Origin of the sequence: Streptomyces sp. NPDC048185 (genome assembly GCF_043202495.1) — a bacterium.
Taxonomy (GTDB): Bacteria; Actinomycetota; Actinomycetes; order Streptomycetales; family Streptomycetaceae; genus Streptomyces.
On the sequence record NZ_JBIDAN010000004.1, the window covers coordinates 554,405 to 579,828 of the forward strand.

The following is a 25,424-nucleotide window of genomic DNA, read 5'->3' on the forward strand; positions in this document are numbered from 1 at the left end:
GACCACCGTGCCGTACCCGATGACGGTCTCCGCCCCCGTCTTCGAGCACCACCGCGAGGCCCTCGGCATCGGCGAACCCGCGCCCCGCCTGAGCTGGCGCACCCGCACGGACGAGCCCGACTGGAGCCAGCACGCCTACCGGATACGCGTCGTGGACGCCGCCGGCGGCACGATCGCCGACACCGGCCGCACCCCGGGCACCGACAGCGTGCTGGTGCCCTGGCCGGGCCCGCCGCTGACCTCCCGGGCCCGCGTCACCGTCCAGGTCCGGGTGTGGGGCGGCGCGGACGGCGCCCCCAGCCCGTGGTCGCAACCCGCCACCGTCGAGACCGGCCTGCTGCACGCCGGCGACTGGTCGGCCCGCCCCGTCACGCCCGACGGCGGCGACGACCGGGACGCACTGCCGGTGGCCCTGCTGCGCCGCGACTTCCGCCTCGACGGCTCCGTCGCCTCGGCGCGGCTGTACACCACCGCCTACGGCGTCTACGAGACCGAGATCAACGGCATCCGCGTCGGCGACGAGGTCCTGGAACCCGGCTGGACCTCCTACCGGCACCGGCTGCGCTACCGCACGCACGACGTCACCGCCCTGCTGCGGCCCGGCCCCAACACGATCGGTGCCCTGCTCGGCGAGGGCTGGTACACCGGCCGGCTCGGCTGGGACGGCGGCCGGCGCCACCACTACGGCCGCCACCGGGCCCTCGTGGCACAGCTCGAGATCCACCACACCGACGGCCGCACCCGGACCGTCACCAGCGACGGCCACTGGCGCTGGACCACCGGACCACTGCTGCGCTCGGAGCTCTACGACGGCGAGACCTACGACGCCCGCCGGGAGCGGGACGGCTGGTCCCGGCCGGGCCACGACACCCGGGACTGGTCACCCGTGCGCGAACTGCCCGCACCCGCGGCCGAACTGACCGCGCCCACCGGGCCGCCGGTGCGCCGCACCCGCACCGTCCCCGTCCGCGAGGTGCTCACCACGCCCACGGGGCGCACCGTCGTGGACTTCGGGCAGAACCTCGTGGGACGGCTGCGCCTGCGGGTGACCGGACCGGCCGGGCACACCCTCACCCTGCGCCACGGCGAGGTCCTGGAGGACGGTGAGCTCGCGCTGCGCCCGCTGCGCGGGGCCGCCGCCACGGACACCTACGTCCTGCGCGGCACCGGCGCACCCGAGACGTACGAGCCCCGCTTCACCTTCCACGGCTTCCGGTACGCCGAGATCGACGGCTGGCCCGGCGCCTTCGACCCCACCGCCGTCGAGGCCGTCGTCCTCCACACCGACCTGGAGCGCACCGGCTGGTTCGACAGCTCCGACCCGCTGCTGAACCGGCTGCACGAGAACGTCGTGCACTCCCTGCGCGGCAACTTCGTCGACCTCCCCACGGACTGCCCGCAGCGCGACGAACGCCTGGGCTGGACCGGCGACATCGCCGTCTTCGCCCCCACCGCCGCCTTCCTCCACGACTGCTCCGGCATGCTGGGCGGCTGGCTGCGCGACCTCGCCGCCGAACAACTGGCCCGTCCCGACCGCTCCGTGCCCCTCGTCGTCCCCGACATCCTCGACCCGCCCATGGGGGACCGGCCGCACGCCCTGTGGGGCGACGCCGCCGTCCTGGTGCCGTGGGCCCTGTACGACGCGAGCGGCGACCTCGCCCTGCTGCGCACCCAGTACCCGTCCATGACGGCCTGGGTGGACCTCGCGGCGGGCCCTGCGGAGGCGGGCGGCGGGCTGTGGCGCGACCCGGACCAGCTCGGGGACTGGCTCGATCCGGCCGCCCCGCCCGACGACCCCGCCGCCGCCCGCACCGACGCCGGACTCGTGGCCGCCGCCCACCTCGTGCACTCGGCCGACCTGCTGGCCCGGATCGCGGGCCTGCTCGACGAGAAGGACGACGCCGACCGGTACCACGCGCTCGCGGCACGGCTGCGGACCGCCTTCGCCGAGGAGTTCGTCACCCCGGCCGGCCGGCTGGCCTCCGATTCGCAGACCGCCTACGCGCTGGCCCTGTGCTTCGGCCTGCTGTCCGGGGAGCGCCGGCGGCGGGCCGGGGAACGCCTGGCGCGGCTGGTGCGCCGAGCCGGCTTCCGCATCGCCACCGGCTTCGCCGGCACCCCGCTGATCTGCGACGCGCTGTGCGAGGCCGGCCACGCCCGGCTGGCGCACCGCATGCTCGCCGAGCGGCACTGTCCGTCGTGGCTGTACCCCGTGACGATGGGGGCCACCACCGTGTGGGAACGCTGGGACTCGATGCTGCCCGACGGCAGCGTCAATCCGGGGCAGATGACGTCCTTCAACCACTACGCCCTGGGCTCGGTGGCCGACTGGCTCCACCGCAGGGTCGCCGGTCTCGCCGCGGCCGAACCTGGCTGGCGGCGCATCCGGGTGGCGCCCTGTCCCGGCGGCACGCTCACCCGGGCGTGGGCCGCGCACGAGACCCCGTACGGGCGGGCGGAGGCGGGCTGGCGCATCGAGGGGACGCGGCTGACGGTGGAGGTCCTCGTACCGCCCGGCGCGCGGGCCGACATCCACCTGCCGGGCGGGCGTGAGCCGCTGACCCGGGGCCCGGGCCGGCACGCCTTCGACGTGCCGCACGCGCCCGAGGACCCGCCCACGGCCCTGGGCCATCCGTTCGTCGCGAAGGACGACTGCGGATGCGGCACGCCGGACGGTGCACCGCCCACCGCGGCAGCGGCCCCGTGACCGGGTCAGCGGTGGTAGGGCGGCATGGGACCGCGCAGTTCCGCCCCCACCCGGTCGCACTCCTGGAGCACGTCGTCCGGCAGCGGGCCGGCCGCGGCCGCCTCCAGGTTGGCGCGCAACTGGTCCGCACCGGAGCAGCCGATGAGGACGGCGTCGGTCGACTCCCGGTGCAGCAGCCAGCGCAGCGCGAGCGCGGCGAGCGGGATCCCGGCGTCGTCGGCAACGGCCCGCAGCCGGGTCACGGCGGCGAACAGGCCGTCGTGCCAGTAGCGGTCCTGGTAGGCGGCCGCGAGGCGCGAGGTCCCGAACCGTCCGGTGCCCGGCTCCCGTTCCGCGCGGTACCGGCCGGTGAGCAGGCCGCCGGCCAGCGCGTTGTACGCCATGGTGCGCAGTCCGTGCGAGGCCGGATGCGCGGCGTACCCGGTGTACTCCTCCTCGATGCGCCGGGCCAGCAGATTGTGCAGCTGCTGGGCGATCACGGGACGCGGTGCGCCCAGGTCGTCTGCCAGGCGCACGAGTTCGGCGATGCGCCAGGCGGCGTGGTTGGACACGCCGAGCGCCAGGATCCGTCCCTCGGCCGCGAACTCCGCCACGGCGGCCATGGTCTCGGCGGGCGGTGTGACGTGGTCCGGCTGGTGCAGGTAGAAGAGGTCGACGTGGTCGGTGCCGAGCCGTTTGAGGCTCCCCTCGAGGGCGGCGCGCAACCCGGCCCGCGACAGCGGGGCGTGCGCGCCCTGGTCGGGATGCGGGATGCCCGCCTTGGTGGCGAGCACGACGCGGTCACGGCGCGTCGGGAGCAGGTCGGCGAGGATCCGCTCCGTCTCGCCGCCCGCGTACACGTTGGCCGTGTCCACGCCGGTGACACCGGCGTCGAGGGCCATGTCCAGGATCCCGGCGGCCTCCGCGCGGTCCACGGTGTCGCCGAAGGTCATGGTGCCGAGCACGAGCGGGGACAGCGGGACGGGGACGTTCGGTATGCCGAAGGCGGGAGCGGGGGCCATGGGGGATTCCTTCCACACAGGCGGGGGGTGCGCCGGGTACGCCGTGCTCTCGGGGCCTCGGGCGTCGGCCCGTGGCCGCCCGCACGACGGTGGCAGGACCGCGCGATCCGCGCAAGAGGTCTCGCGCGGATCGCGCAGCCCTGCCATCCTGTGCCGCCGGGAGCCGCGTCCGGACCGGAAGGGGACCGATCATGACGCCCGACTCGGCCGTGGACGACCGCCGTTGGCCTCTTGTCGTGATCGCCGACGATCTGAGCGGCGCCGCCGAGTGCGCGGCCGTGCTCCCCGGCCGCGCGAGGATCCTGCTGGGCCCCGCCGTGCCCGTGAGCCCGGGGGAGACCCCGGTGATCGACCTCGACTCCAGACGGCTGACCGCGAGCGGAGCGGCGCGGCTCGTCGCGCGGACGGTACGACGGCACGCGGTGGCCGGCACCCGCCTGCTGAAGAAGGCCGACTCCCTGCTCCGGGGACGGTTCGCCGCCGAGACCTCGGCGTTCGCGGCAGGCGCGGGTGGCCTCGTGCTGGCGCTCGCGGTGCCCGCCGCCGGACGGACGGTGCGCGACGGCGTCGTACGGCTCCACGGCGTACCCCTGCACCGCACCGACGCGTGGCGCGGCGAGCCGGGGCAGGCCCCGCGTTCCGTGACCGAGGCGCTGGGCGGCGCCGACGCGACCGTCCTGACCCTGGACCGGGTGCGCGCGGGAACGACGCGCCTGGAGCGGTGCATGCGCGCCGCCCTCGTCGGCGGGGCGGCGGTGGTGTGCGACGCCGAGACGGACGCGGACCTGGACGCCGTCGCCGCGGCCGTGAACCGCCTGCCGCACGGCGTACGGGCGGTGGGAGCGGGCGGGCTCGCGGCAGCGCTGGGACGGCTCGGCGGGCCGGCCGCCCCCCGCGCGGACCCCGCCCGGGCTCCCGGCGGGCCGCGCCCCGTCGTGGTCGTCGTCGGCACGGCGCACCCCGGTGCCGTTGCGCAGATCGCGCAACTGACGCGCCACGGGGCCCGGCACATCGAGTTGCCCGCCGCGTCGCTGCTCGCCCCCGTCGGCGGCGGCCGGTCCGCCGCCCTGGCCTCGGCCGCCCCGGGCCGTGCCCCCGTCACGGTCGTCAGCATCGCCGGCACCCCGGCCGCGGACCCGTCCGACGCGCCCCGGCTGGCCCGGGCCCTCGCCCGAACCGTCGCCGGGACACTGCCCGAGGACGCTGACCTCGTCCTCACCGGCGGCGAGACGGCCCGCCGGGTCCTCGACGAACTGGCGGTCACCGCCCTGTTGCCCATCGGGCAGGTGCACCACGGCGCCGTGCACTGCCGCACCGCGGACGGCCGCGGGGTCGTCACCCGGCCCGGTGGCTTCGGCGGCCCGGACTCGCTGCTGCGCATGGTGGGCGCACTGCACACGGAACAGGACCGCGCACCGCGGGCACCGCACGCATCCGACGGAGGCACTCGATGAACCCCGCAGGCCACACCCCCAGCCGCACCGGAACGCCCGCACCGCCCCCGGACGCCGGCCCGCTCGTCGCCGTGACCATGGGCGACGGCGCGGGCGTCGGCCCCGAAGTCGTCATGGCCGCACTCGCGCACCCCGACACCGTGCGGTGCTGCCGGCCCCTCGTCGTCGGCGACGCCCGCAGGCTGCGGCGGGCGGCCGCACTCGTCGGCAGCGAGGACACCGTCGTGTCCGTGCCCGGTCCCGACCGGGCCGAGTGGACACCCGGACGCGTCAACGTCGTCGACCTGGACCTGCTCCCCGACGACCTGCCCTGGGGGCGCCTGTCGGCCGCGGCGGGAGAGGCCGCCTACCGGTACGTCGAGGAGGCGGCCCGGCTCGCCGCGCGCGGCGACGTCGACGCGATCTGCACGGCCCCCCTCAACAAGGAGGCGCTGCGCCTCGCCGGCCACCCCTACGCCGGCCACACCGAACTCCTCGCGCGTCTGACCGGGGTGGACGAGGTGTCGATGATGCTGACGACCCCCGGCCTGAGGGTCATCCACGTCACGACCCACCTCGGCCTGCTGGACGCCGTCCGCCGGATCGACCCGCCGCTCGTCGAGCGCACCGTGCGCCGCGGCCACGAGGCCCTGGTGCGGGCCGGCACCCCCGCGCCGGTCATCGGGGTGTGCGGCATCAACCCGCACGCCGGCGAGAACGGCCTCTTCGGCCACGGGGAGGAGGAGACGAAGATCGTCCCCGCCCTCGGCGCGCTGCGTGCCGACGGCATCGACGTCCACGGGCCGCTGCCCGCCGACACGGCGTTCTTCCTCGCGGCCCGCGGGGACTACGACCTGATCGTCGCGATGTACCACGACCAGGGCCACGCCCCCGTCAAGGTCCTCGGCATCGAGAACGGGGTGAACGTGACGGTCGGACTCCCCGTCGTCCGGACCTCCGTCGACCACGGCACCGCCTTCGACATCGCGGGCACCGGAACGGCCCGGGCCGACAGCATGGTCGAGGCGCTGCGCCAGGCGGTCGCCCTCGCCGCCCGGAGGCACCGATGACCGGCGCCGCCCGCGAACGCCGGGAACGCATCGTCGCCCTGGCCCACGACACGGGCCTCGCCGGAGTGGACGAGCTCAGCGCACGCTTCGCGGTGAGCCCGTCCACGATCCGCCGGGACCTCGCGAAACTCACCGCCGACGGACGCCTCGCCCGGACCTACGGCGGCGCCATGGCGCTCACGGCGTCCGTCGAGACACCGCTCCACCGGCGCACCGCCGAGGCCGCCGACGCCAAGCGGGCCATCGCCGCGTACGCCGCCACACGCGTCGCACCGGGGCAGACGGTCCTGCTCGACGCCGGCTCCACCGTGGGGGCACTCGCCCGCGTCCTGCGCGGCACCGGCGGCCCGTTGAGCGTCGTCACGCCGAGCCTGACGGCGGTGCTCGAACTCGGCGGAGCCGACGGGGTGCACGTCACCTGCCTCGGCGGCGCCTACCGGCCGCTCAGCAACGCCTTCGTGGGCCCGCTCACCGAGGCAGCCCTGGAACGCATGACGTTCGACGCGGCGTTCCTCGGCACCGACGGCGTGTCGCCCCATCTCGGCATCTGCGAGGCCGGCGCGGAGCAGATCCGGCTCAAGGAGCTCATGGCCCGGCGCTCGCACCGGGTCCACGTGCTCGCTCACGCGGCGAAGCTCGGCGCGGCGCCCTTCCACGCCTGGGCGCCCTGGCAGCCCGGCTGGACGCTGGTGACCGACACGGAGGCGGATCCCGGCCAGGTCCGCGACCTGCGCGGCCGCGGTGTCGAGGTCCACCTCGCCGAGCCCGCCGTCCGTTGACCCGCCCCGTGCCCACCGGGCGCGCGGGACGAACGAGGAAGCACCTCAGGAGGCTGCCATGACCGTCACGCCCCACCCCACCGACCGCCCCGGCCTCACCTTCGCCGGCGGCATGTGGAGCTTCGGCCGCATCATCGACCGGTACGCGACCGACGGCTACGGGCCGGAGATCCCCACGCTGCGGACGATCGACATCGCGGGACAGACGGGCGAACTGACCGGGCTCGACCTCAACTACCCCTTCGACCCCGGCGTGTCCGTCGACGACGTGCGCAAGGCCCTCGACACCAACGGCCTCGGGGCCGTGAACATCACCCCCGTCGTCTACGACCGCGGCTTCCGCAACGGCGCCTTCACCGGCCCGGACGCCGCCACCCGGCACCGTGCCGTCGATCTCGGGCACGAGGCGGTCGAGGTCGCCCGCCGGCTCGGTGCCAGGTACGTCAAGTTCTGGCCCGGCCAGGACGGCTACGACTACCCGTTCCAGGTCGACTACCCCACCCTGTACCGCCACGCCGTCGAGGGCATCAGGGACATCGCGCGCGCCCACCCCGACGTCACCTTCGCCATCGAGTACAAGCTCAAGGAGCCCCGCAACCGGCTGTTCTGGTCGACGGCGGCGGCCAGTCTCCTCGCCGTGGAGCGGATGGGTGTCGACAACGTCGGACTCGTGGTCGACTTCGGCCACTCGCTGCTCGCCAAGGAGAACCCCGCCGAGGCGCTGAGCCTCGCCCACTCCATGGGAAGGCTCGTCGACATCGAAGTCGACGACAACTACCGCGAGTGGGACGACGACCTGACCGCGGGCTCCCTCCACCTCGTGGAGACCCTGGAGTTCCTGCATGTCGTCCGCACCCTGGACTGGCACGAGCCGCTCAAGCTCGACCTCTTCCCGTACCGGGAGGACCCGCGCGACGCGGTGCGTGAGTCGGTCGCCTCGCTGCGCGCGCTGGACGAGTGCGCGGCGCGCCTGCCGCTCGACGAACTGCGGGCGGCCCAGGAACGGCACGACGCGATGACCGCCCAGCGCATCGTCCGGCGGGCCCTGCTCGGCAGGTGAACCCAGGCACGAGCCGTACGGGTCCACGGACTTGTGGACCCAGTGTCCCTACTCTCAAGTAGCCTGCCGCAGGTAAGTCATCATATATGTGCTGACCGTTGACGCCTTCCGGTGCGGTCCCCAGAATGATCCGGCCACGGAAAACTTTGCCCGCGCTCCCTCGCGGAACGAGAGGTCGGATGACGAACGCACATGTTCCCAGGCGTCGCTTTCTCGGCTCGGCCGGAGCCGTCGGACTCGGTGCGGCGGCGCTGCCCCTGACGGCCGGCTCCGGCACCGCCGGGGCCACCGCGCCGGCTTCGGCGCCCGGGGCGGACAGCGCCCCGGGTACCGGGACGGACCTGCCGTACCCCACCGAGCGACGGCCGTTCGCGATGCCCGGCATCAAGGACCAGGACTGGACCGGGGCGCTCTTCGTCGGCGACGGCGAAGCCCGCTTCGCCCTGCGCGTCGGCCTGCTCACCGAGACCGGCAAGGTCGTCCGCGAGAAGATGACGAACAACCTCTGGCGGATCGGCCCGATGGCACCGGACGGCGCCTACAAGCAGGTCGGGATCAGCACCGACGAACGCAAGATCATGCCCGCGCACCTCGACGCCCTGCGCGAGGTGATCGCACACCCCGACCAGTGGTCCGCGGACAGCGTCGCCGACGCCACCGCGAAACTCCCCGCCCTGGAGCGGCAGTACGCCGACATCCAGAGCCAGAAGCACCACGTCCGGGTCCGCTACGCGCGCACCGGCGACGGCAGCACGCTGGTGGGGACCGTCACCGCGCTCCACGACGACACGACCGTCTTCCTGGAGGTCGCCGCGCCCTGGGGCGAGGAGGCGGCCTTCGCACGGGACGGCCAGGACGTGACCGGCAGCGCGCCCGGGCTCCTCGACCCGGCGCGGACGGGCCACTTCCGGCTGGCCCCCGGCGACGAGGCCGACAGCGGCGGCTGCTACGCGTCGGTCGCCGACATGACCGCCGCGATGACGGGCGGCGACGGCGAGCCCGGCACCGCGGCCGCCGCCCTGCGCTACCGGCTCGTCAAGGGGCAGACCCTGACCTTCACCGCCGCGGTCGGCGGGCGCCCGCCCCGGCTCGAGGCGCCCGAACCGCACGAGGCGGAACGGGTGCTCGCCGCCGCCGAGGCGGCGGTGCGCCGCGACAACCTGACCGGTTCGGGCCCGGCCGGCCGGGCCGCGGACGCGGTGCGGGACGCCCTGTCCCTCAACACCAACTACGACCGCGACCGCCGGCGCGCGTTCGTGATGTGGGGCTGGGGCGGCGGGGGCGGCCTCTTCACCGGATGGGACTCGGCCTTCGACGCCGTCGACGCCGCACTCGTCAGCCGCCCCCTGGCCACCCAGCACGAGACCGACGTCTTCGACGCGGACGCACCGCCCAACCAGGTCCCCCTCAAGGGGCCGCGCTACGACCAGCAGAACTCCGGCCCCATGCACGCGTACGCCGTCTGGCGGCTGTACACCAAGTTCGGCGACGAGACCGTGCTGAGGAAGGCGTACCCCACCCTCGTCACCTACTACGACCTGCTGCCCGAGTGGGACACGGACGGCGACGGACTGCTGGAGACGCCCTACTTCGGCGACAGGGTCGGCGGCCGGGGCAACCACCTCGGCCTGGACGACAGCCCGGTCTACGCCGACTACCATCGCATCCCCAAGGTGGGCGGCAGCGGTGACGGCCGCGACAACACCGATCTCACCGACGTGGCGCTCAACTCGTACTACGCGCTGCTCTCCGAGACCCTGGCGAAGATGGCCGGCGTGCTCGGCAGGAAGGCGGACGCGGCCCGGTTCGCCGCACACCACCGGACCGTCAAGCGTCTCCTCAACGAAAGACTCTGGCATCCGGGCCGGCGTCTCTACCTCAGCCGCTACCTCGACGGGACCTGGAACGAGGTCGTCACGCCCACCGTCTTCTACCCGCTGTTCGCCGGGATCGCGACACCGGAGCGGGCGGAGATCCTGGTGCGCGAGCACCTGCTCGACCCGGAGGAGTTCTGGGGCGACCACGTCATCCCGAGCGTCGCCCGCAACGACCCCGCGTACTGCGGCGGCGGACCGGTGAACCCGCGCTCCGAGCACTTCCGGTTCTTCGACCGGTACGGCGAGGACACCGCCCCCGAACAGTGGAAGGGCGCGGCCTGGCCGCCCATGAACGCCACCGTGTACGACGGCGTCAAGCGGTACGGATTCGACGACGTGGCGGGTGAGTTCGCGGCCCGCAGCACCGCGATGTACCTCGACGCCTGGGACAAGGACAACTGGTTCCCCGAGTCCTTCGACCCCGAACCGGGTCAGTCGATCATGGACTCCGCCGTCGACACCGCCTGGCGCACCTACTCCTGGTCCAACGCCATGGCCGTGCAGAGCCTGCACGAACTGATCTCTGACAACCCGTGGGACGGCGACCCGTCCGGCATCATGTTCGGCACCCTCTCGCTGCCCGGCACCAACAGCATCGCCAACGTGCGGCTGCGGGGGCACACCTACTCCGTCTCCGCGGGACCGCGCCGGACCACCCTCGTGCGCGACGGCAAGGTCGTCTTCCGGGCCACCGGCGCCCGCGTCGCCGTCCGCCACTTCCTGCTCGGCTCCTCCGGCGCATCCTTCGACGTCAACGCGGACGGACAGGCCCGCATCGAGGTGTTCCCCGAGCGCGGCCGGCCGCGCGGCACACGGGTGGGCGCGGGCCGGACCAGGATCCGGCTGTGACGCCGCCCCGCCCCGCGGCGATGACAGGAGTGATCACATGACCGGCGCCGGCGGACCGGCCCGCGGCCGGACGGCCGCGACCTGAGCGGCCGGCTCCGCACCGGGCGCGCCCCCTCGACCACCGCCGAGGGGGCGCACCCCGGGTCACGCCCGGACGACCGCCCTGCCGTACGGAACGAGCCGCACCGGGCCGACGAGACCGTAGTTCTGCCGCTTGGCGACTCCGAACACCGGCGCGTCGGTGACCCGCAGGCGGTTGAGCAGCGAGGTGGCGACCTCCACCTCGATGGTGTTGGTGCCGCGGCGCAGGTACGGGCCCACGTCCACCACCGGCGTCAGCTGGTCGGCGGGCGGCAGGGCGCGCCCGTTGACCGTGACCCGGTAGGTGTCGAACACCTCGCCCAGTTCCAGCCGGGCGCCGTGACCACCGCTCCAGGCGGCCCCGAGCCTCACCGTGGTGCGGTACCGGCCCACGCCCGAGGCATCGGCCAGTTCCGGGATCTCGGGCCAGGGCTTGAGCCCGTCCAGCTCGACGGTGCGCCGGGTCCTGGTGGTGCTCGACGGGGTGGCGCCCGGTGTCCAGTCCTCGGCGGTCAGGGTCCAGCGGGTGAGCTCCACCGGCTCGGCGACCTCCTCGATCGTCGCGCTGACGGTGGCCCCGCCCTGCAGGACGGTGGTGTAGGTGCCCGGACGCGTGTCCCGGATCTCGAGCCGGCCGCCCTCGGCGCGGCGGACCTCGGCCGCCTCGCTGGACGTCGCGTTCCAGCGGGGTGCGGGGCCGGGGATCCACTTGCCCGGACGGGCCGTCGCGATGATCGTCGTGGCTCCCGGTTCCAGTGTGATGCGCAGCCGGAGGCGCCCGTCGTCGAGCCGGGTGTGGACCGCGAGCGATTCGATCGTGCCGGTCCAGGCGTCCAGGACGTAGGGGACGGCGTCAGGCCTGCGCAGGGTGAGCGTGACGTCGTGACTGATGGTCGTGCCGGTCGAATTCTTCTTGCTGACCGAGTCGTTGGCGAAGAAGTAGTAGTCGGCCTCCGTGTCGGCCCGGTGGGCGTGCAGCAGCATCGAGGACTGCGCGTACTCGACGTCGCGCTTCAGTCCGAGCGCGGCGATGCCCTGCGGGACGTCGGGGCGGTCGGGCACGTTGGCGACGCTGGGCTGCGCCAGCAGTTCGGCGATCAGCTCCAGCAGCCGGTCGTTGTCGCCCGTCTTCGGCAGCCCGGGTACGTGGCCGTCCTTCCAGTCCCCGATGACGATGATCGGGAGGCTCTTCCTGGCGTAGCCGACGAGCTTCTCGGCGACGTCCAGCTGGAGCGTGTGCTCGCGGTTGATCATGACGTCGCCGTCGACGAGGAGCGCCTTGAAGGCGGGGCCGTCCGGAGCGAACCGGCCGTCGCGCACCACCGCGGTGGGCAGCGAGAGCAGCCGCGGGCTGAGGAAGAGGTGCGTCCAGCCGGCCGGTACGCCGTCGGCGCTGAACCAGGACGCGCCGAGCCCGGAACCGGCGTAGCCCTTCTGCCACAGCACGCCGATGTCGGCCTTGTTGACACCTCTCTGCAGGACGTACTGAGTGCGGCTCAGATACGCGGCGACGTCGGGCACATGACGCCAGGTGGGCTGGCGGGGGCCCCAGGCCTCGCCGTAGCCGGAGCCGCCGTTGTACGGCGAGAAGGCCGCGAAGCCGGGCCACTCGGCACCCGGGGCGTCGGCGTAGGCGTAGCCGTGGAACACGGCCTGGTTCACCCCGGCCGCGTACTGGGTGACGAGCTTGCGGAGCGTGGCGTCCCAGGTGGTCGCGTAGGCGCCGCCGGCCGTGCCGCCGGCCTCGTTGGACAGCACCAGCCTGCCGCCCATGTCCCGGCCGCCGGCCAGGCAGCGGAAGTCGTCGAGGTTCTTGAACCCGAGCGACTCGCCCTCGGGCACGTCCAGCAGCGCGGCCTTGTACATCGCGTCGGTCTGCAGGCCGTACGGCTGCACGCGCAGGCGCAGTCCGAGGCCGTTCGCCCACTTCCGCACCGGGAGCAGGTGGTTCTCGACGTACAGCTCGGTGACCACCTCCATGTAGTCCCGGCGGACGGCCTTGTTGGTGGCGTCGTCGAACGCGAAGGCGTACTTCTCCTTCGTCTGGAGGAGCACGGGCAGGTACGGGGCGAGCGAGTAGCCCATGCGGCGTTCGAACTCGGCCATGATGCCGGGCGTCCACAGCGTCGCGTGCGTCTCGATCTCGAGGGAGTCCTCGAAGAGCGCGCCCCCGGTCTCCCGCAGCAGCTTGCGCATGCGCGGGGTGAGGATGCGGCTCTCCCAGAAGTCGATGACGGCCCGCGTCCCGGCCTCGCTGAAGTGGTCGACGACATAACTGAGCGGAGTGGTGTGCGCGGGGCCCTCGGGGCGCTGGCCGGAGCCGCGTTCCCAGCAGGCGATGACGAGCCAGGTCCCGTCGTCCGGCGCGGTCCACTCCAGCCGCCCGTCCTGGACGCGGGAGGCGACATCGGTGACCGACTCCTTCTCCAGCCGGGCGGGGAAAGCGGTGGGCGAGGTGCCGGCGACCACGCGGACGGCCTGCACGGACCGCACCTTCCGGGTCGTCGCGGCGGAGTCGGCGGCGGTCACCGGCTCGGGGAGCGGGCCCGCGAAGGCGGTTCCCCCGGGTACGACGGTGACGCCGTGGGCCAGCTCCTTGATCGCGGAGTTGCTGTCCGGAGTGATGCCGGGAACGGCCGCCGGCCAGGCCGGGCCGATGGTGAGGTCCACGAGGACGCCGCGCTTCTTCGCCTGACCGAGGGCCGTCTCGACCGCGTCGGCCCAGGCAGGGGTTCCCCAGCCGTAGCGCGACGGGTCGATCGGCTCGGAGACGCTGTGGGTGACCGCCGCGATCTCCACGCCGCCGAATCCGGCGTCGGCGATCCGGTCGACCTCCCGCCTGATCTCGTCGGCGTCGACCAGCGCGTCCGGCCACCACCAGCGGAACTTGGGACGGACCGCCGCCGCGGGGGAGGAGAACGCGCGGGCGAACGCGCCGCCGGGCCCGGTCGCCGGGCCGGCCGCCGCCGTCTGCGAGGACGTTCCCGCCGCGGCGGCGGTCGTGGCGGTGCCCGCCGACAGGGCCGCCGCGGCCCCGGCCGCGGCCGTCATCTTGAGCAGGGCCCGCCGCCGCAGGCTGTCGTGCTCGAAACCGTCTTCCTGCTCAGGTGTGTGTCTCATCGCGCCTCGTTTGAACGTTTTAATTGGCCTGGCTGGAACATACGCAGCCCGATGTGCCGCCGCAAGGGTTCGGTGGAGGTGGATCGTCCGGCAGTCGCCGGTAGCGGCGACAGTGCCCGTTACCAGCAAGTACCGTGCGGCAGCGGTCCGGTGGCGCGCGGGCGCGGACCTCGGCGGGGTTGTCGTGACCCTTGACTCGCCCCGAGGCTCCGCCTACTTTGCCGTTCGGCTGACAAAAACGTTTCAACGCACGCTGTGGAGCCGGTTGCCCGACGGGTGCCGCCTCCCGCCGTCCCGTGCACGCATCGGCCCGTCACCGAGTGGTCCGTCCCTCCCCGAAGGAGCCCGGCTTGTCCGCGCGACCCCCTGTGCCCAGCCCCACCCGTCGCCGTGTCCTGACCGCCACGGCCGCCGCGGCCGCCACCACGGCGGTGGCCGCGGTGCCCGCGGCGGCCGACGAGACGTCCGCAGCCGTCCGGGCCACCGGTTCGCCGGCCGCCGCCGGCCCCGGAGCCGTCGAGGCCGTCCGGCCGGCGCTGGACGCGTTCCCGCTGTCCGCGGTCCGGCTCCTGGAGAGCCCCTTCCTCGCCAACATGCGGCGCACCTGCGCCTACTTGCTGTACGTCGACCCGGACCGGCTGCTGCACACGTTCCGGCTGAACGTGGGGCTGCCGTCGACCGCCGAGCCCTGCGGCGGCTGGGAGGCCCCGGACGTCCTGCTGCGCGGCCACAGCACCGGGCACCTGCTGTCCGCCCTCGCCCAGGCGCACGCCAACACCGGTGACGACGCCTACGCCGAGAAGGCCCGTCACCTGGTGGCGGCGCTCGCCGAGTGCCAGGCGCACGCGCCCGCCGCCGGCTACCGCCCGGGCTACCTCTCCGCCTTCCCGGAGGACGTCTTCGTCCAGCTCGAAGCCGGGGGCAAGCCCTGGGCGCCCTACTACACCCTGCACAAGATCATGGCCGGCCTCCTCGACCAGTACCGGCTGAGCGGGAACGGGCAGGCCATGACCGTGCTGACGGGCATGGCGGCCTGGGTGGACTCCCGCACGGCGCCGCTGCCCCACGACCGCATGCAGTCCCTGCTCCGGGTCGAGTTCGGCGGCATGAACGAGGTGCTGACGAACCTGTACCTGGAGACCGGCGACCCGGCGCACCTGCGCACCGCGCGGCGCTTCGACCACGAGGAGCTGTACGAGCCGCTGGCCGCGGGACGTGACGAACTCGCCGGACGGCACGCCAACACCGAGATCCCCAAGATCGTGGGCGCCGCGCAGAGTTACCGGGCGACGGGTGAGCGGCGCTACCTGGACATCGCGACCCACTTCTGGGAAACGGTCGTCCGGCACCACTCGTACGCCATCGGCGGCAACTCCAACCAGGAGTTCTTCGGCCCGCCCGGCGAGATCGTCAGCCGGCTGTCCGAGGACACCTGCGAGAACTGCAACAGCTACAACATGCTCAAGCTCGGCAGACAGCTGTTCCTGCACGACCCCGCGACCACCGCGTACATGGACCACTACGAGTGGACCCTCTACAACCAGATGCTCGGCGAGCAGGACCCCGACTCCGAGCACGGCTTCGTCACCTACTACACCGGCCTGTGGGCCGGTTCGCGGCGGCAGCCCAAGGGCGGACTCGGTGCGGCGCCCGGCAGTTACAGCAGCGACTACGACAATTTCTCCTGCGACCACGGCACGGGCATGGAGACCCACACCAAGTTCGCGGACACCATCTACTTCCGCTCCGCGGGACCGGACCGCACGCTGTACGTGAACCTGTTCATCCCCTCCGAGGTGACCTGGCGGGAGACGGGGGTGACGCTCCGTCAGGAGACCGGTCACCCGGAGAGCGACCGCACCCGGCTCACCGTCACCGCCGGCGACGCGCGCTTCGCCCTGAAGGTCCGGGTCCCCGCCTGGCTCGCCGACAGCGGTGGCCGGGCCGCGGTACGCCTCAACGGTCACGCGACCGGGGCGCCCGTCCGCCCGGGCCGGTACGTCACCATCGAGCGCCGCTGGCGACGCGGCGACACGGTGGAGCTGACCTTCCCGCGCGAGCCGGTCTGGCGCCCGGCCCCGGACAATCCGCAGGTGAGGTCGCTGTCCTACGGTCCCGTCGTGCTCGCCGGCGCCTACGGGGCGACCGCGCTCGCGACCATCCCCGACATCCGCACCGGGTCGCTGCGGCCGGTGGCGGGCGTCCCGCTGGAGTTCACCGCCGTGGCCGACGGCCGCGAGGTGCCCCTGCGGCCCTTCTACAAGGTGCACCACCAGAACTACACCGTCTACTGGGCCGTCACCCCCCGTCAGGGCCGCGAACGGGACGTCGCCCGCTACCGGCTCGACGAGGGCAGCGGCGCCACGGCCGCCGACGGCACCGGTAACTTCCCCCGCGCGGCGCTGACCGGCGGCGCCGGCTGGACCACCGACGGCACGCGCACCGCGGTGCTCCTGGACGGGACGGACGGTCACGTCACGCTCCCGGAGGGGCTCCCCGCGGGCCTGACCGAACTGACGGTCGCCGTGCGCGTCCGCATCGACTCGCTCGCCAACTCGGCGCGCGTCTTCGACCTCGGCTACCACAAGAGCACCTACCTGTACCTCACACCCCGCACCGGCGCCGGCCGGGCCCGCGCCGCCCTCAAGATCTCCGGCATGGAGGGCGAGGACGTCGTCGACGCCGCCGGACCCCTGCCGCAGGGGCGCTGGATCCACGTCGCCCTCACCCTGGCGGGCGGCACCGGCATCCTGTACGTCGACGGAGCCGAGGCCGGACGCAACGCCGCCATGGTCACCAGCCCGCTGCTCCTCGGTGCCAGCACACGCAACTACCTGGGCCGTTCACAGAACTCCACCCACCCGTATCTGCACGGCGCGGTCACCGACTTCCGCCTGCACAACCGTGCCCTGACGGCCGCCGAGGTGGCCGCCCTCGCCGCCGGCTGACCGCGCCCCCGGGGTCGCGGTCCTTCTCCTTGCCGCGCAGCGCCGGCACACACGAACCACCCCACACCCGCGTCTGCCCGGGCCCGACGGACCGGGCACCCACCTGCCCGGTGCCGCACGGCACGGGCGCCCCGCCCCGAGATCCCACCCCGAACGATGGAGTTCCCGTTGTCCGCATCAGACCTGACCAGACGCCGGTTCGTCGTGGCCGCCGGAGCGGCGGGCGCCGCCTTCACCGTCGGCCTGCCCCCCGCCGCCACCGCCCACGCCGCTCAGCCGGCCGCCGCCGGCGCCACCCGCGAGTCCGGTTACGTCCCCGCCGACTTCGCCGACCCCCGCCCGGACAGCCGGCCGACGGTCTACTGGTACTGGAACGGCCCCGTCACCCCCGAACTGGTCGAGACCCAGATGGCCGACCTCCGCGACAAGGGCATGTTCGAGGTCATCCTCTTCCCCTTCGACAACGCCGAGATGCAGCCGGTGTTCTTCACCGAGGACTGGTTCGCGATCGTCGGCCACGTCCTGGAGGTCGCCGAGCGCACCGGCATGCGGGTCTGGCTGTTCAACGACGACCACTTCCCGAGCGGCCGGGCCGGCGAGTACATCGTCACGGGCGGCACCGTCGGCTCCCGCACCTACGAACCCCGGCCGGACCTGAGGCTCAAGGCACTGTGGCGGTCCACCACCGTCGTCGAGGGCCCCGCCTCCGCCGACCTCACCGCCACCACCGGGGTCGGCGTCGACACCGGCCGCCTGGTCGCCGACGCCGACGTCCTCGGCGGAGCCGCCGTACTGAGCGCGGGCGCCGACTGGACCGACTGCACCGTCACGGGCAGTGCCAAGGCCGAGCACGGCGCCGCGGGGCTGGTCGTCCGCGCCTCGGCGACCGGAACCGACGGCTACGCCGTGGAGTTCGACCAGACCGGCGTCGTCACCGTCCTGCGCCTGGCCGACGGGAGGGCACCGGAGGAGCTCGCGCGCAGCAGCCGCACCGACGGCTTCAACAAGACCAAGTTCCACACCCTCGTCGTCACCGTCCGCGGCGACGCCGTCGCCGTCACCCTCGACGGCAAGGGCAAGGGCACCGTCACCGACGCCGCCCACACCTCGGGCAGCGCGGGCGTGCGGGCCGTCGACGGGCAGCGCGCCCTGTGGGAGAGCCTGGCCGTCACCGCCGCCGACGGCACCGTCCTGTACGAGCAGACCTACGACGCCCCGGCCGCCGCCGGCGACTTCCCGGCCCGCCCGAAACCCGAGGGCACCGCCGCACCGGTCGCCGCCGTCGCCCGCCCCGTCGGCGCCACCGGCACGGACCACCTGGTGGAACTGACCGCCGACCTGGCGACCGGACGGCCCTGGAAGGTCCCCGCCGGACGCTGGCAGATCGACCTCTTCGGCGGCACCGCCCTGATCGACGACAGCCAGGGCTACAGCCGCAGCTACGTCGACCTGCTCGACGACGAACCCGTCGACCTGTTCCTCGACATGGTCCCGGGGGAGTACCACCGCCGCTTCGGCCGCTACTTCGGCAACGTCGTGCCGGGCTTCTGGGACGACGAGCCCTACTTCGCCTCCGCCGAGGCCCACTTCAAGCGCCTGCCCTGGTCACCGACGCTGCAGGACGCCCTGCGCGCCGTCGGCGTCGAGCCGGGCACCGCGTACGCCTCGGCCTTCGACGACCTCGGCCGTGAGGGCCGCATCGCCCGCGGACGCTACTGGCAGGCCGTCTCCGACCGTTTCGCCGTGTACTTCGAGAAGCAGTCCCGCTGGTACGACAAGCGGAACGTCGCCCTCATCACCAACCCGCTGTACGACGAGACGGCACCTTCCAAGCGCATCGCCTCCACCGGCGACCTGCACAAGGTCCACCAGTGGGCGCAGATCCCCGGCGGCGACATCATCACCGCCGAGTACGTGGCCGGCGAACCGACGATGATCCCGCGCAACCCGGTCAGCGTCGCCCACCAGATGGGCCGCGAACGCGCCCTGCTGGAAGCCTTCGGCAACATGGGCTGGCAGGTCGCGCCCGACTTCGCCCGCGCCCTCGTGGGGGCCAACGCCGCCCGGGGCATCAACCTCACCGCGCTGCACGCGCTGTGGACCGACGAGACCCGCGTGTACTTCCCCCCGCCGTTCGGCCCACGCGCCCCCTGGTGGTGGGCGATGAAGCCGCTCGCCGACTGGATCGGCCGCGTGATGGAGGTCGCGCGCGGCACGTCCGCCGCACGGACCGCGCTCGTCCAGCCGCAGCGGGCGGCCGAACAGTGGCGCGGCACCGACCGGCAGGGCGCCGTCGACAGCGCGCTCAGCGACGCCGCGTACGCCCTGGAGGCCGCCCAGGTCGACTTCGACCTCGTGCACGAGGGAGCGCTGAGCGGCGACCGGGGCCTGATCGCCCACGCCACCGCCCGCGGCGGCCGGCTCACCGTCGGCGAGGCCCGCTACGACCTGGCCGTCCTGCCGCTCACCCCGACGCTCGACGCCGCCGCCGTGAAGACACTCACGGACTTCGTGCGCGGCGGCGGCACCGTCGTCGCCGTCGGCGAGCTGCCCGGGGACGAGGCGAACGGCGGCGACCGCGGCCTGGAGCGCGCGCTGTCCGCGCTGTTCGGCGAGCAGCTGCCCGGCAGCCGCCGCACCGGCGCCGGAACGGCCGTACGCGTCGCCGACGTGTCCGGCCTGCGGGAGGCCGCGCACGCGGCCGGCGTGGCCGCCGCCGTGCTCGAACCGGCCGCGGAGGCCGTCCGCGTCCTGCGCACCACCCGCGGCAAGGACGTCGCGTTCCTCGTCAACAACGAGAGCGGGCAGGCCGTCGAGACGGTCGCCGCACTCCCGGCCACGGGCGTCCCGGAACTGTGGGACCCCGCCACCGGCACCGCCCGCCCCGCGCCCGTCCACCGCCGCGACCGGGGAAGGGACGGCCTGCGGGTGCCGCTGAGCCTGCGCCCCTACGAGACCCTCGCGATCGTCGTCCGCCCCGCCACCCGCCCCGGCGCCCACCTCACCGACGCGGCCCTGCCCGTGGAGGACGTCACCGCGGTCGGGAACACGCTGCACGCCACCGTCGTCGCCGACGCGCCCGGCAGCTACCCGCTGGCGGGCACCGACGACCGGCACACCTACCGCGGCACCGCCGAGGTCACCGACCCGCTCGACGCCGTGGACCTGGACGGCGACTGGACGCTGACCCTCGACAAGGAGGGCGCCACGCCCGTCACCCGCCCCCTGAGCAGCTGGACGGACCTCGACCCGCTGTTCTCCGGCAGCGGTACCTGCACCACCACCCTCGACCTGGACCGGGACACCCTCGACGGGCGCGGCTTCCGCCTCGACCTGGGCACGGTCCGCGAAGTCGCCGCGGTGACCGTCAACGGCACCGAGCTGCCGCCGCTGCTGTGGAGCCCCTACACCGCCGACGTCACCGGCCTCCTGAGGACCGGCCGCAACACGGTCAGCGTCCGCGTGTCCAACACCCTCTCCAACGAACGCAAGAAGCCGCTGCCCTCCGGCCTGCTCGGCCCGGTGACCCTGCGGCCGTACCGCCGCGTCACGGCCGTCCTGAACCGTGTCTGACCCGGCAGCGTCCGCCCCGCCCCGCACCCGCAAGGAGCACACCCCATGAGCAGAGCGCTCACCCGGCGCGCCCGCCGGCGCCCGGCACTCCTCGTCGCCTCCGGTCTCACCGCACTCGTCACCGTGCTGCCCACGGCCGTCCACGCCGACGCCGGACCCCCCGCCCGCATCGCGCCCGCCGGACTGCGCACCCAGCACCTCGCGCAGGCCCTGGGCATCGACGACACCACGCCCTACCTGAGCTGGAACATCACCAGCCGGGCCGCGGGCGTCGTGCAGTCCGCGTACCGGGTGCAGGCGGCCAGCTCACCGAGCAGACTGAAGCAGGGCAGACCCGACCTGTGGGACTCCGGCAAGGTCAGCTCCGGCGTCCCGCAGACCACCTACGCCGGCAAGGAACTCGGCTCCCGCACCCGCGTCTACTGGCGGGTCATGCTCTGGTCCGCCGACACCGGCCGCGACTCCGGGTGGAGCGAACCCGCCGCCTTCGAGACGGGCCTGACGCGGCAGCAGGACTGGGACGCGGACTGGATCACCCACCCGGACTGGCAGCTGAGCAAGCGCACCGTCGAACCCGTCGTCGTCGACCTGCCGCGCACCACGGCCCGTTACGTCCGCCTCGACGTCACCAGGCTCGGACTGCCGCTCGCCGACGACTTCCCCGCCGAGTCCTGGCGCCTCCAGCTCGGCGAGATCGACGTACGCGACTCCGGCAGCGGGACCACCGGCCTCGCCAAGGGCGCCGCCGTGACCGCTTCGGAGACCGACACCCTCCGCAAGACCTGGGAACCCGCACTCGCGGTGGACGGACTGCCCAACAGCGCCCTGCAGACGGCCGCCGGCTACTCCAGCCCGCCGCACACCGGCCCCGACGTCTCCGGCACGCCGGTCGTGCTCACCCTCGACCTCAAGTCGGCCAGGACCTTCGACCAGATCGCCCTGTACCCGCGCGCCGACGTCCTCACCGACGACGGCCGGGTGCCGAACTTCCCCGTCGACTACACCGTCTCCACCGGCGACGCGCCCACCGGACCGTTCGCCGAGGCCGCGCGGATCACCGGACAGCAGCCGCCCACGCCGTACCTGCCCGCGGGACTGCCGCTGTTCACCAAGGACTTCGCCCTGCCGAAGAGCGTGCGCAGCGCACGGCTGTACGTGTCCGGCCTCGGCGTGTACGACGCCAGCATCAACGGCGAACCGGTCGGCGACGCCGTCCTCGAACCCGCCAACACCGACTATGCCGAACGCGTGCAGTACGCCACCTACGACGTCACCGACCGGCTGCGCTCCGGCCGCAACACCATCGGCATCGAACTGGGCAACGGCATGTCCAACGTCGTCAGCACCGCCGACCGCTACCGCAAGCTGTACGGCAACCTCAGCGACCCCAAGCTCGTCGCCCAGCTGGAGATCACGCTCGCCGACGGCACCGTGCGCCGCATCGCCAGCGGCAGCGACTGGCGCACCACCCTGGGCGCGACCACCTCCTCCAACTGGTACGGCGGCGAGGACTACGACGCCCGCCGCGCGATCCCCGGCTGGAACAAGCCCGGCCGGGACCGCGGTGCCTGGAAGGCGGCGGCCACCGTGTCCGGACCCGGCACGGCCACGGACCCCGCCGTCCTGAGCGCACGCGAGACCGAACCCGTCCGGGTGATCGAGACGCTCACGGGCAAGGCGGTCGAGGGCGCGGCCGAGGGCAGCCGGATCTTCGACCTGGGCCGCAACATCGCCGGCTGGCCGGAGATCACCGTCACCGCCCCGGCCGGCACCGCCATCCGCATCCTGCCGGCCGAGAGCCTCAAGGACGGCCACGCCTTCCAGTCCATCAGCAACGTCGGCGGCCCGCTGTGGGACACCTACACCACGCGCGGCGACGGATCGGAGACCTGGCACCCAAAGTTCGGCTACCACGGCTTCCGCTACCTGGAGCTCCAGGGCCTGCCCGAGAACGCGACGGTCACCGTGCGCGGCAAGGTCCTGCACACCGACAACGCCTCCTCGGGCGACTTCACCAGCTCGGACCAGTTCGTCAACGGCATCCACTCGATCATCCGCCGGTCGATCGAGGGCAACATGATGAGCGTCCTCACCGACTGCCCGAGCCGGGAGAAGCTCGGCTGGCTCGAGCAGAACCAGCTGCTCTTCCCCGTCCTCACCGGCAACTACGACATGGAGGCGTACTTCCGCAAGCTCGTGCGCGACATGTCCGACGCCCAGACCGAGGACGGCCTGATCCCGAGCACCGTCCCCGAGTATACCGACCTGCCGGGCGGTTACCGCAACGACGCCAACTGGGGCGGCGCCTTCGTCCTCGTCCCCTGGCAGCTCTACACCACCTACGGCGACCGCGACACGCTCACCACGTACTACCCGCAGATGAAGCGGTACGCGTCGTTCCTGGAGCAGCAGGTGAAGGACGGCATCCTCGACTACGGTCTCGGCGACTGGTTCACCCCCGACCGGACGTTCCCGCGCGCCGTGGCCGGCACCTACGGCTACTGGCGGGTCGTCGACGCCCTGAGCCGCATCGCCGCCGTGCTCGGCGACGAGGACGGCGCGGCGGCCTACCGGGCCAAGGCCGACGCCAGTGCCGAGGCCCTGACCGCCAAGTACTACGACCCCGCCACCGGCACCTTCGGCGGCGGCGGCCACGGCGCCGAGGCGCTCGCCCTGGACATGGGCGCCGTCCCGGACGGGGAACGCGACCGGCTGCTCGGCCACTTCGTCCGCAGTGTGGAGGAGGCCGGCCACCACCTCGTGCTGGGCGAGATCTCCCTGCCGGCCGCCTTCCGCGTGCTCTCCGCGGCCGGCCGTGACGACGTCGTCCACGGGATCGCCACGCAGACCACCAGCCCGAGCTACGGCTACCAGGTCCTGCACGGCAACACCACGCTGGGCGAGTCCTGGGACGGCGGCCCCGGTCAGTCCCAGAACCACTTCATGCTCGGCGCCATCGACGCCTGGTTCACCGACCGGGTCGCCGGCATCGAACAGGCCCCCGGGTCCATCGGCTACCGCAAGCTGCTGATCGATCCCGCCGTCGTCGGTGACCTCACCTCCGCCTCCGGCTCCTACCGCACGCCGTACGGCACCGCGAGCACCGACTGGAAGCGCGACGGCGACCGCTACCGGCTGCGGCTGAGCGTGCCCGCCGGCAGCACCGCCGAGGTCCACGTGCCGTTCTCGCGGGGACGCGTCGCCGCCCCGGACGGAGCGGAGCTGCTGCGGACCGAGCGGGGCGAGGCCGTCTACGAGGTCGGCTCGGGCGACTGGACGTTCACGTCGGTGTACGCGGCCGACGGCTCCTGAACGACCGACGGCGGTGGCGTCGTGCGACGCCACCGCCGTCGGGCTTGCGTGCGCGTACGGCGCGGGAGGTCAGCGGGTGGGCAGGCTCGAACCGCGGACGACGAGCTCGGGCTGGAGGACCACGTGCTGGTGCCGGTGTTCGTCCGCCCGGTCGCCGGCCTCCTGGAGAAGCAGGTCCGCCGCCAGCGCGCCCATGGCACGGGCGGGCTGCCGGACGGACGTCAACGGCACGGTCGCCGCGGCGGCGAACTCGATGTCGTCGTAACCGACGATGGCCATGTCGTCCGGGACCTTGACGCCGGCCGTGTACATGAACTGGAGCACGCCGAGGGCCAGCAGGTCGTTGGCGCAGAAGACCGCGGTGGGCCGCGACGCCAGGCCCAGCAGCCTGGCCCCCGCGTCCCGGCCGGCGGCCACGTCGAGGCGCTCGGTGGGAAGTTCCTGCAGCGCGGAGGGGGGCAGGCCGGCCTCGGCGACGGCGCGCAGGGCCCCCGCCCTGCGGTGCTGCACCTGCTTCAGATGGGGCGGCCCGCTGACGAACGCCACGGAGCGGTGCCCGGCGCCCGTGAGATGCCGGATCGCCATGGCACCGCCGGCGACGTCGTCGACCGACACGGAGCAGCCCCGCTCGTCACCGGCCACCCGGTCCACGAGCACGTAGGGGATGCCGTGCCGGCGGAAGTCGCCCAGACTCCGCCCGCTGGGGTCGGCGGGGGTGACCAGTACGCCGCGCACCCGCTGTTCGGCGAAGAGGTCGAGATACTCGGCCTCCTTCCGCGCGCTCTGCGCGCTGTTGCACAGCGTGACGGCGAGACCCGCGTCGCGGGCCGTGCGCTCCGCTCCCTGCGCCAGGTCGACGAAGAACGGGTTGCCCATGTCCAGGACCAGTACGGCCATGACACGGCTGCGGCCGGCCCGCAGCTGCCGGGCCGACTCGCTGCGCACGTACCCCAGACGCGCGATCACCTGCTCCACATGACGTCGCGTCCGCTGCGAGACGCGGCTGGGCTGGTTGAGCACGTTGGACACCGTGCCGACGGAGACACCCGCCTCCCGTGCCACGTCCTTGATGCCGACCACCGGCGTGGAGTGGGTCATGTCTGTTGTCTCCTGCTGTTCTCTCCCCGCCGTCGAACCGGTGCCGGGGAAGTGTTCGTCCTGCGAAAGCCGGGACGCGGGCTCACGCCAGGTGGAAGACCTCGGTGAGAGGGCGCATGGCGGCGTCGGGCGCCTGACCGTCGAGTTCCTCGAAGAACTCCGCCATCCCGGCCTGCCAGCGGGCGTTCACCTCGGTCGCGTCCATGGCCGCGCGGGCCGCCTCGAAGTCGTCGGTCTCCAGATAGCCGACGAGCAGGCCGTCCTCCCGCAGGAAGAGGGAGTAGTTGCGCCAGCCCGCCGCGGTGAGCGCGGCGCGCATGTCCGCCCACACGTCCCGGTGGCGTTCACGGTACTCGGCGGCCTTCTCGGCGCGGACCTTCAGGAGGAAACAGACACGTTGCATCGGATCACCTTGCTGCCGACGGTGGGGCCCCCGCGCGCCCCCGGGCCCCCCGGCGCGGGGGCGCCGCCCCCCCCCCGGGCCGCGGGGCGGGGTCGGTCTCCGCCCGGGCGCCG

The 25,424-nt window shown here is 73.7% G+C and carries 13 protein-coding genes; 9 read left to right on the forward strand and 4 right to left on the reverse strand.

The features are described 5' to 3' along the window. The first annotated feature begins 7 nt into the window (after nucleotides 1-7). Complete coding sequence (locus ACGF3H_RS15910) at nucleotides 8-2,707, forward strand: family 78 glycoside hydrolase catalytic domain (protein WP_362497207.1); 2,700 nt, start codon at nucleotides 8-10, stop codon at nucleotides 2,705-2,707. A 5-nt stretch (nucleotides 2,708-2,712) separates the two neighbouring features. On the opposite strand, the gene ACGF3H_RS15915 is transcribed toward ACGF3H_RS15910, so the two are convergent. Beyond that, nucleotides 2,713-3,708 (reverse strand): aldo/keto reductase, encoded by a 996-nt coding sequence (locus tag ACGF3H_RS15915; protein ID WP_362497210.1) that lies wholly within the window; start codon nucleotides 3,706-3,708, stop codon nucleotides 2,713-2,715. Between the two features lie 191 nt (nucleotides 3,709-3,899). Between ACGF3H_RS15915 and ACGF3H_RS15920 the strand changes: the two genes are divergently transcribed. The 5 genes from ACGF3H_RS15920 to ACGF3H_RS15940 all read left to right on the forward strand — a co-directional run bounded on the left by ACGF3H_RS15920 (nucleotide 3,900) and on the right by ACGF3H_RS15940 (nucleotide 10,776). After that, entirely contained in the window at nucleotides 3,900-5,162 is a 1,263-nt protein-coding gene (locus ACGF3H_RS15920) for a four-carbon acid sugar kinase family protein (protein WP_393816492.1), read from the forward strand. Continuing rightward, nucleotides 5,159-6,211, forward strand: a complete 1,053-nt coding sequence (pdxA, locus tag ACGF3H_RS15925; RefSeq protein WP_362497216.1) for a 4-hydroxythreonine-4-phosphate dehydrogenase PdxA — start codon at nucleotides 5,159-5,161, stop codon at nucleotides 6,209-6,211. Before ACGF3H_RS15920 ends, pdxA begins: the two co-directional genes overlap by 4 nt. After that, a complete protein-coding gene (locus ACGF3H_RS15930) occupies nucleotides 6,208-6,990 on the forward strand; it encodes a DeoR/GlpR family DNA-binding transcription regulator (RefSeq protein ID WP_362497219.1) in 783 nt (260 codons plus the stop codon). Before pdxA ends, ACGF3H_RS15930 begins: the two co-directional genes overlap by 4 nt. Before the next feature lie 58 nt (nucleotides 6,991-7,048). Further along, nucleotides 7,049-8,050: a TIM barrel protein gene (locus ACGF3H_RS15935; protein WP_362497223.1), complete on the forward strand. Its 1,002-nt coding sequence runs from the start codon at nucleotides 7,049-7,051 to the stop codon at nucleotides 8,048-8,050. A 179-nt stretch (nucleotides 8,051-8,229) separates the two neighbouring features. Next, on the forward strand, nucleotides 8,230-10,776 hold the full coding sequence (locus ACGF3H_RS15940; protein WP_362497225.1) for a trehalase family glycosidase: 2,547 nt from the start codon (nucleotides 8,230-8,232) through the stop codon (nucleotides 10,774-10,776). A gap of 144 nt (nucleotides 10,777-10,920) precedes the next feature. Here the strand turns inward: ACGF3H_RS15940 and ACGF3H_RS15945 are convergent, their stop codons facing one another. Continuing rightward, complete coding sequence (locus ACGF3H_RS15945) at nucleotides 10,921-13,977, reverse strand: glycosyl hydrolase (protein ID WP_362497227.1); 3,057 nt, start codon at nucleotides 13,975-13,977, stop codon at nucleotides 10,921-10,923. A 350-nt stretch (nucleotides 13,978-14,327) separates the two neighbouring features. On the opposite strand from ACGF3H_RS15945, the gene ACGF3H_RS15950 reads away from it, so the two are divergent. The 3 genes from ACGF3H_RS15950 (at nucleotide 14,328) to ACGF3H_RS15960 (ending at nucleotide 23,810) form a co-directional block, all read left to right on the forward strand. After that, on the forward strand, nucleotides 14,328-16,925 hold the full coding sequence (locus tag ACGF3H_RS15950; RefSeq protein WP_362497230.1) for a beta-L-arabinofuranosidase domain-containing protein: 2,598 nt from the start codon (nucleotides 14,328-14,330) through the stop codon (nucleotides 16,923-16,925). Between the two features lie 168 nt (nucleotides 16,926-17,093). After that, on the forward strand, nucleotides 17,094-20,498 hold the full coding sequence (locus tag ACGF3H_RS15955) for a glycosylhydrolase-like jelly roll fold domain-containing protein (protein ID WP_362497232.1): 3,405 nt from the start codon (nucleotides 17,094-17,096) through the stop codon (nucleotides 20,496-20,498). Between the two features lie 45 nt (nucleotides 20,499-20,543). Then, nucleotides 20,544-23,810 carry a family 78 glycoside hydrolase catalytic domain gene (locus ACGF3H_RS15960; protein WP_362497234.1) on the forward strand — a complete coding sequence of 1,089 codons (3,267 nt, stop codon included), beginning with the start codon at nucleotides 20,544-20,546 and terminating at the stop codon, nucleotides 23,808-23,810. Between the two features lie 69 nt (nucleotides 23,811-23,879). Here the strand turns inward: ACGF3H_RS15960 and ACGF3H_RS15965 are convergent, their stop codons facing one another. Continuing rightward, nucleotides 23,880-24,908, reverse strand: coding sequence for a LacI family DNA-binding transcriptional regulator (locus ACGF3H_RS15965; RefSeq protein WP_362497237.1), 1,029 nt, complete (start codon nucleotides 24,906-24,908; stop codon nucleotides 23,880-23,882). A gap of 82 nt (nucleotides 24,909-24,990) precedes the next feature. Next, nucleotides 24,991-25,311, reverse strand: coding sequence for an L-rhamnose mutarotase (locus ACGF3H_RS15970; protein WP_362497239.1), 321 nt, complete (start codon nucleotides 25,309-25,311; stop codon nucleotides 24,991-24,993). Nucleotides 25,312-25,424: the final 113 nt, after the last annotated feature.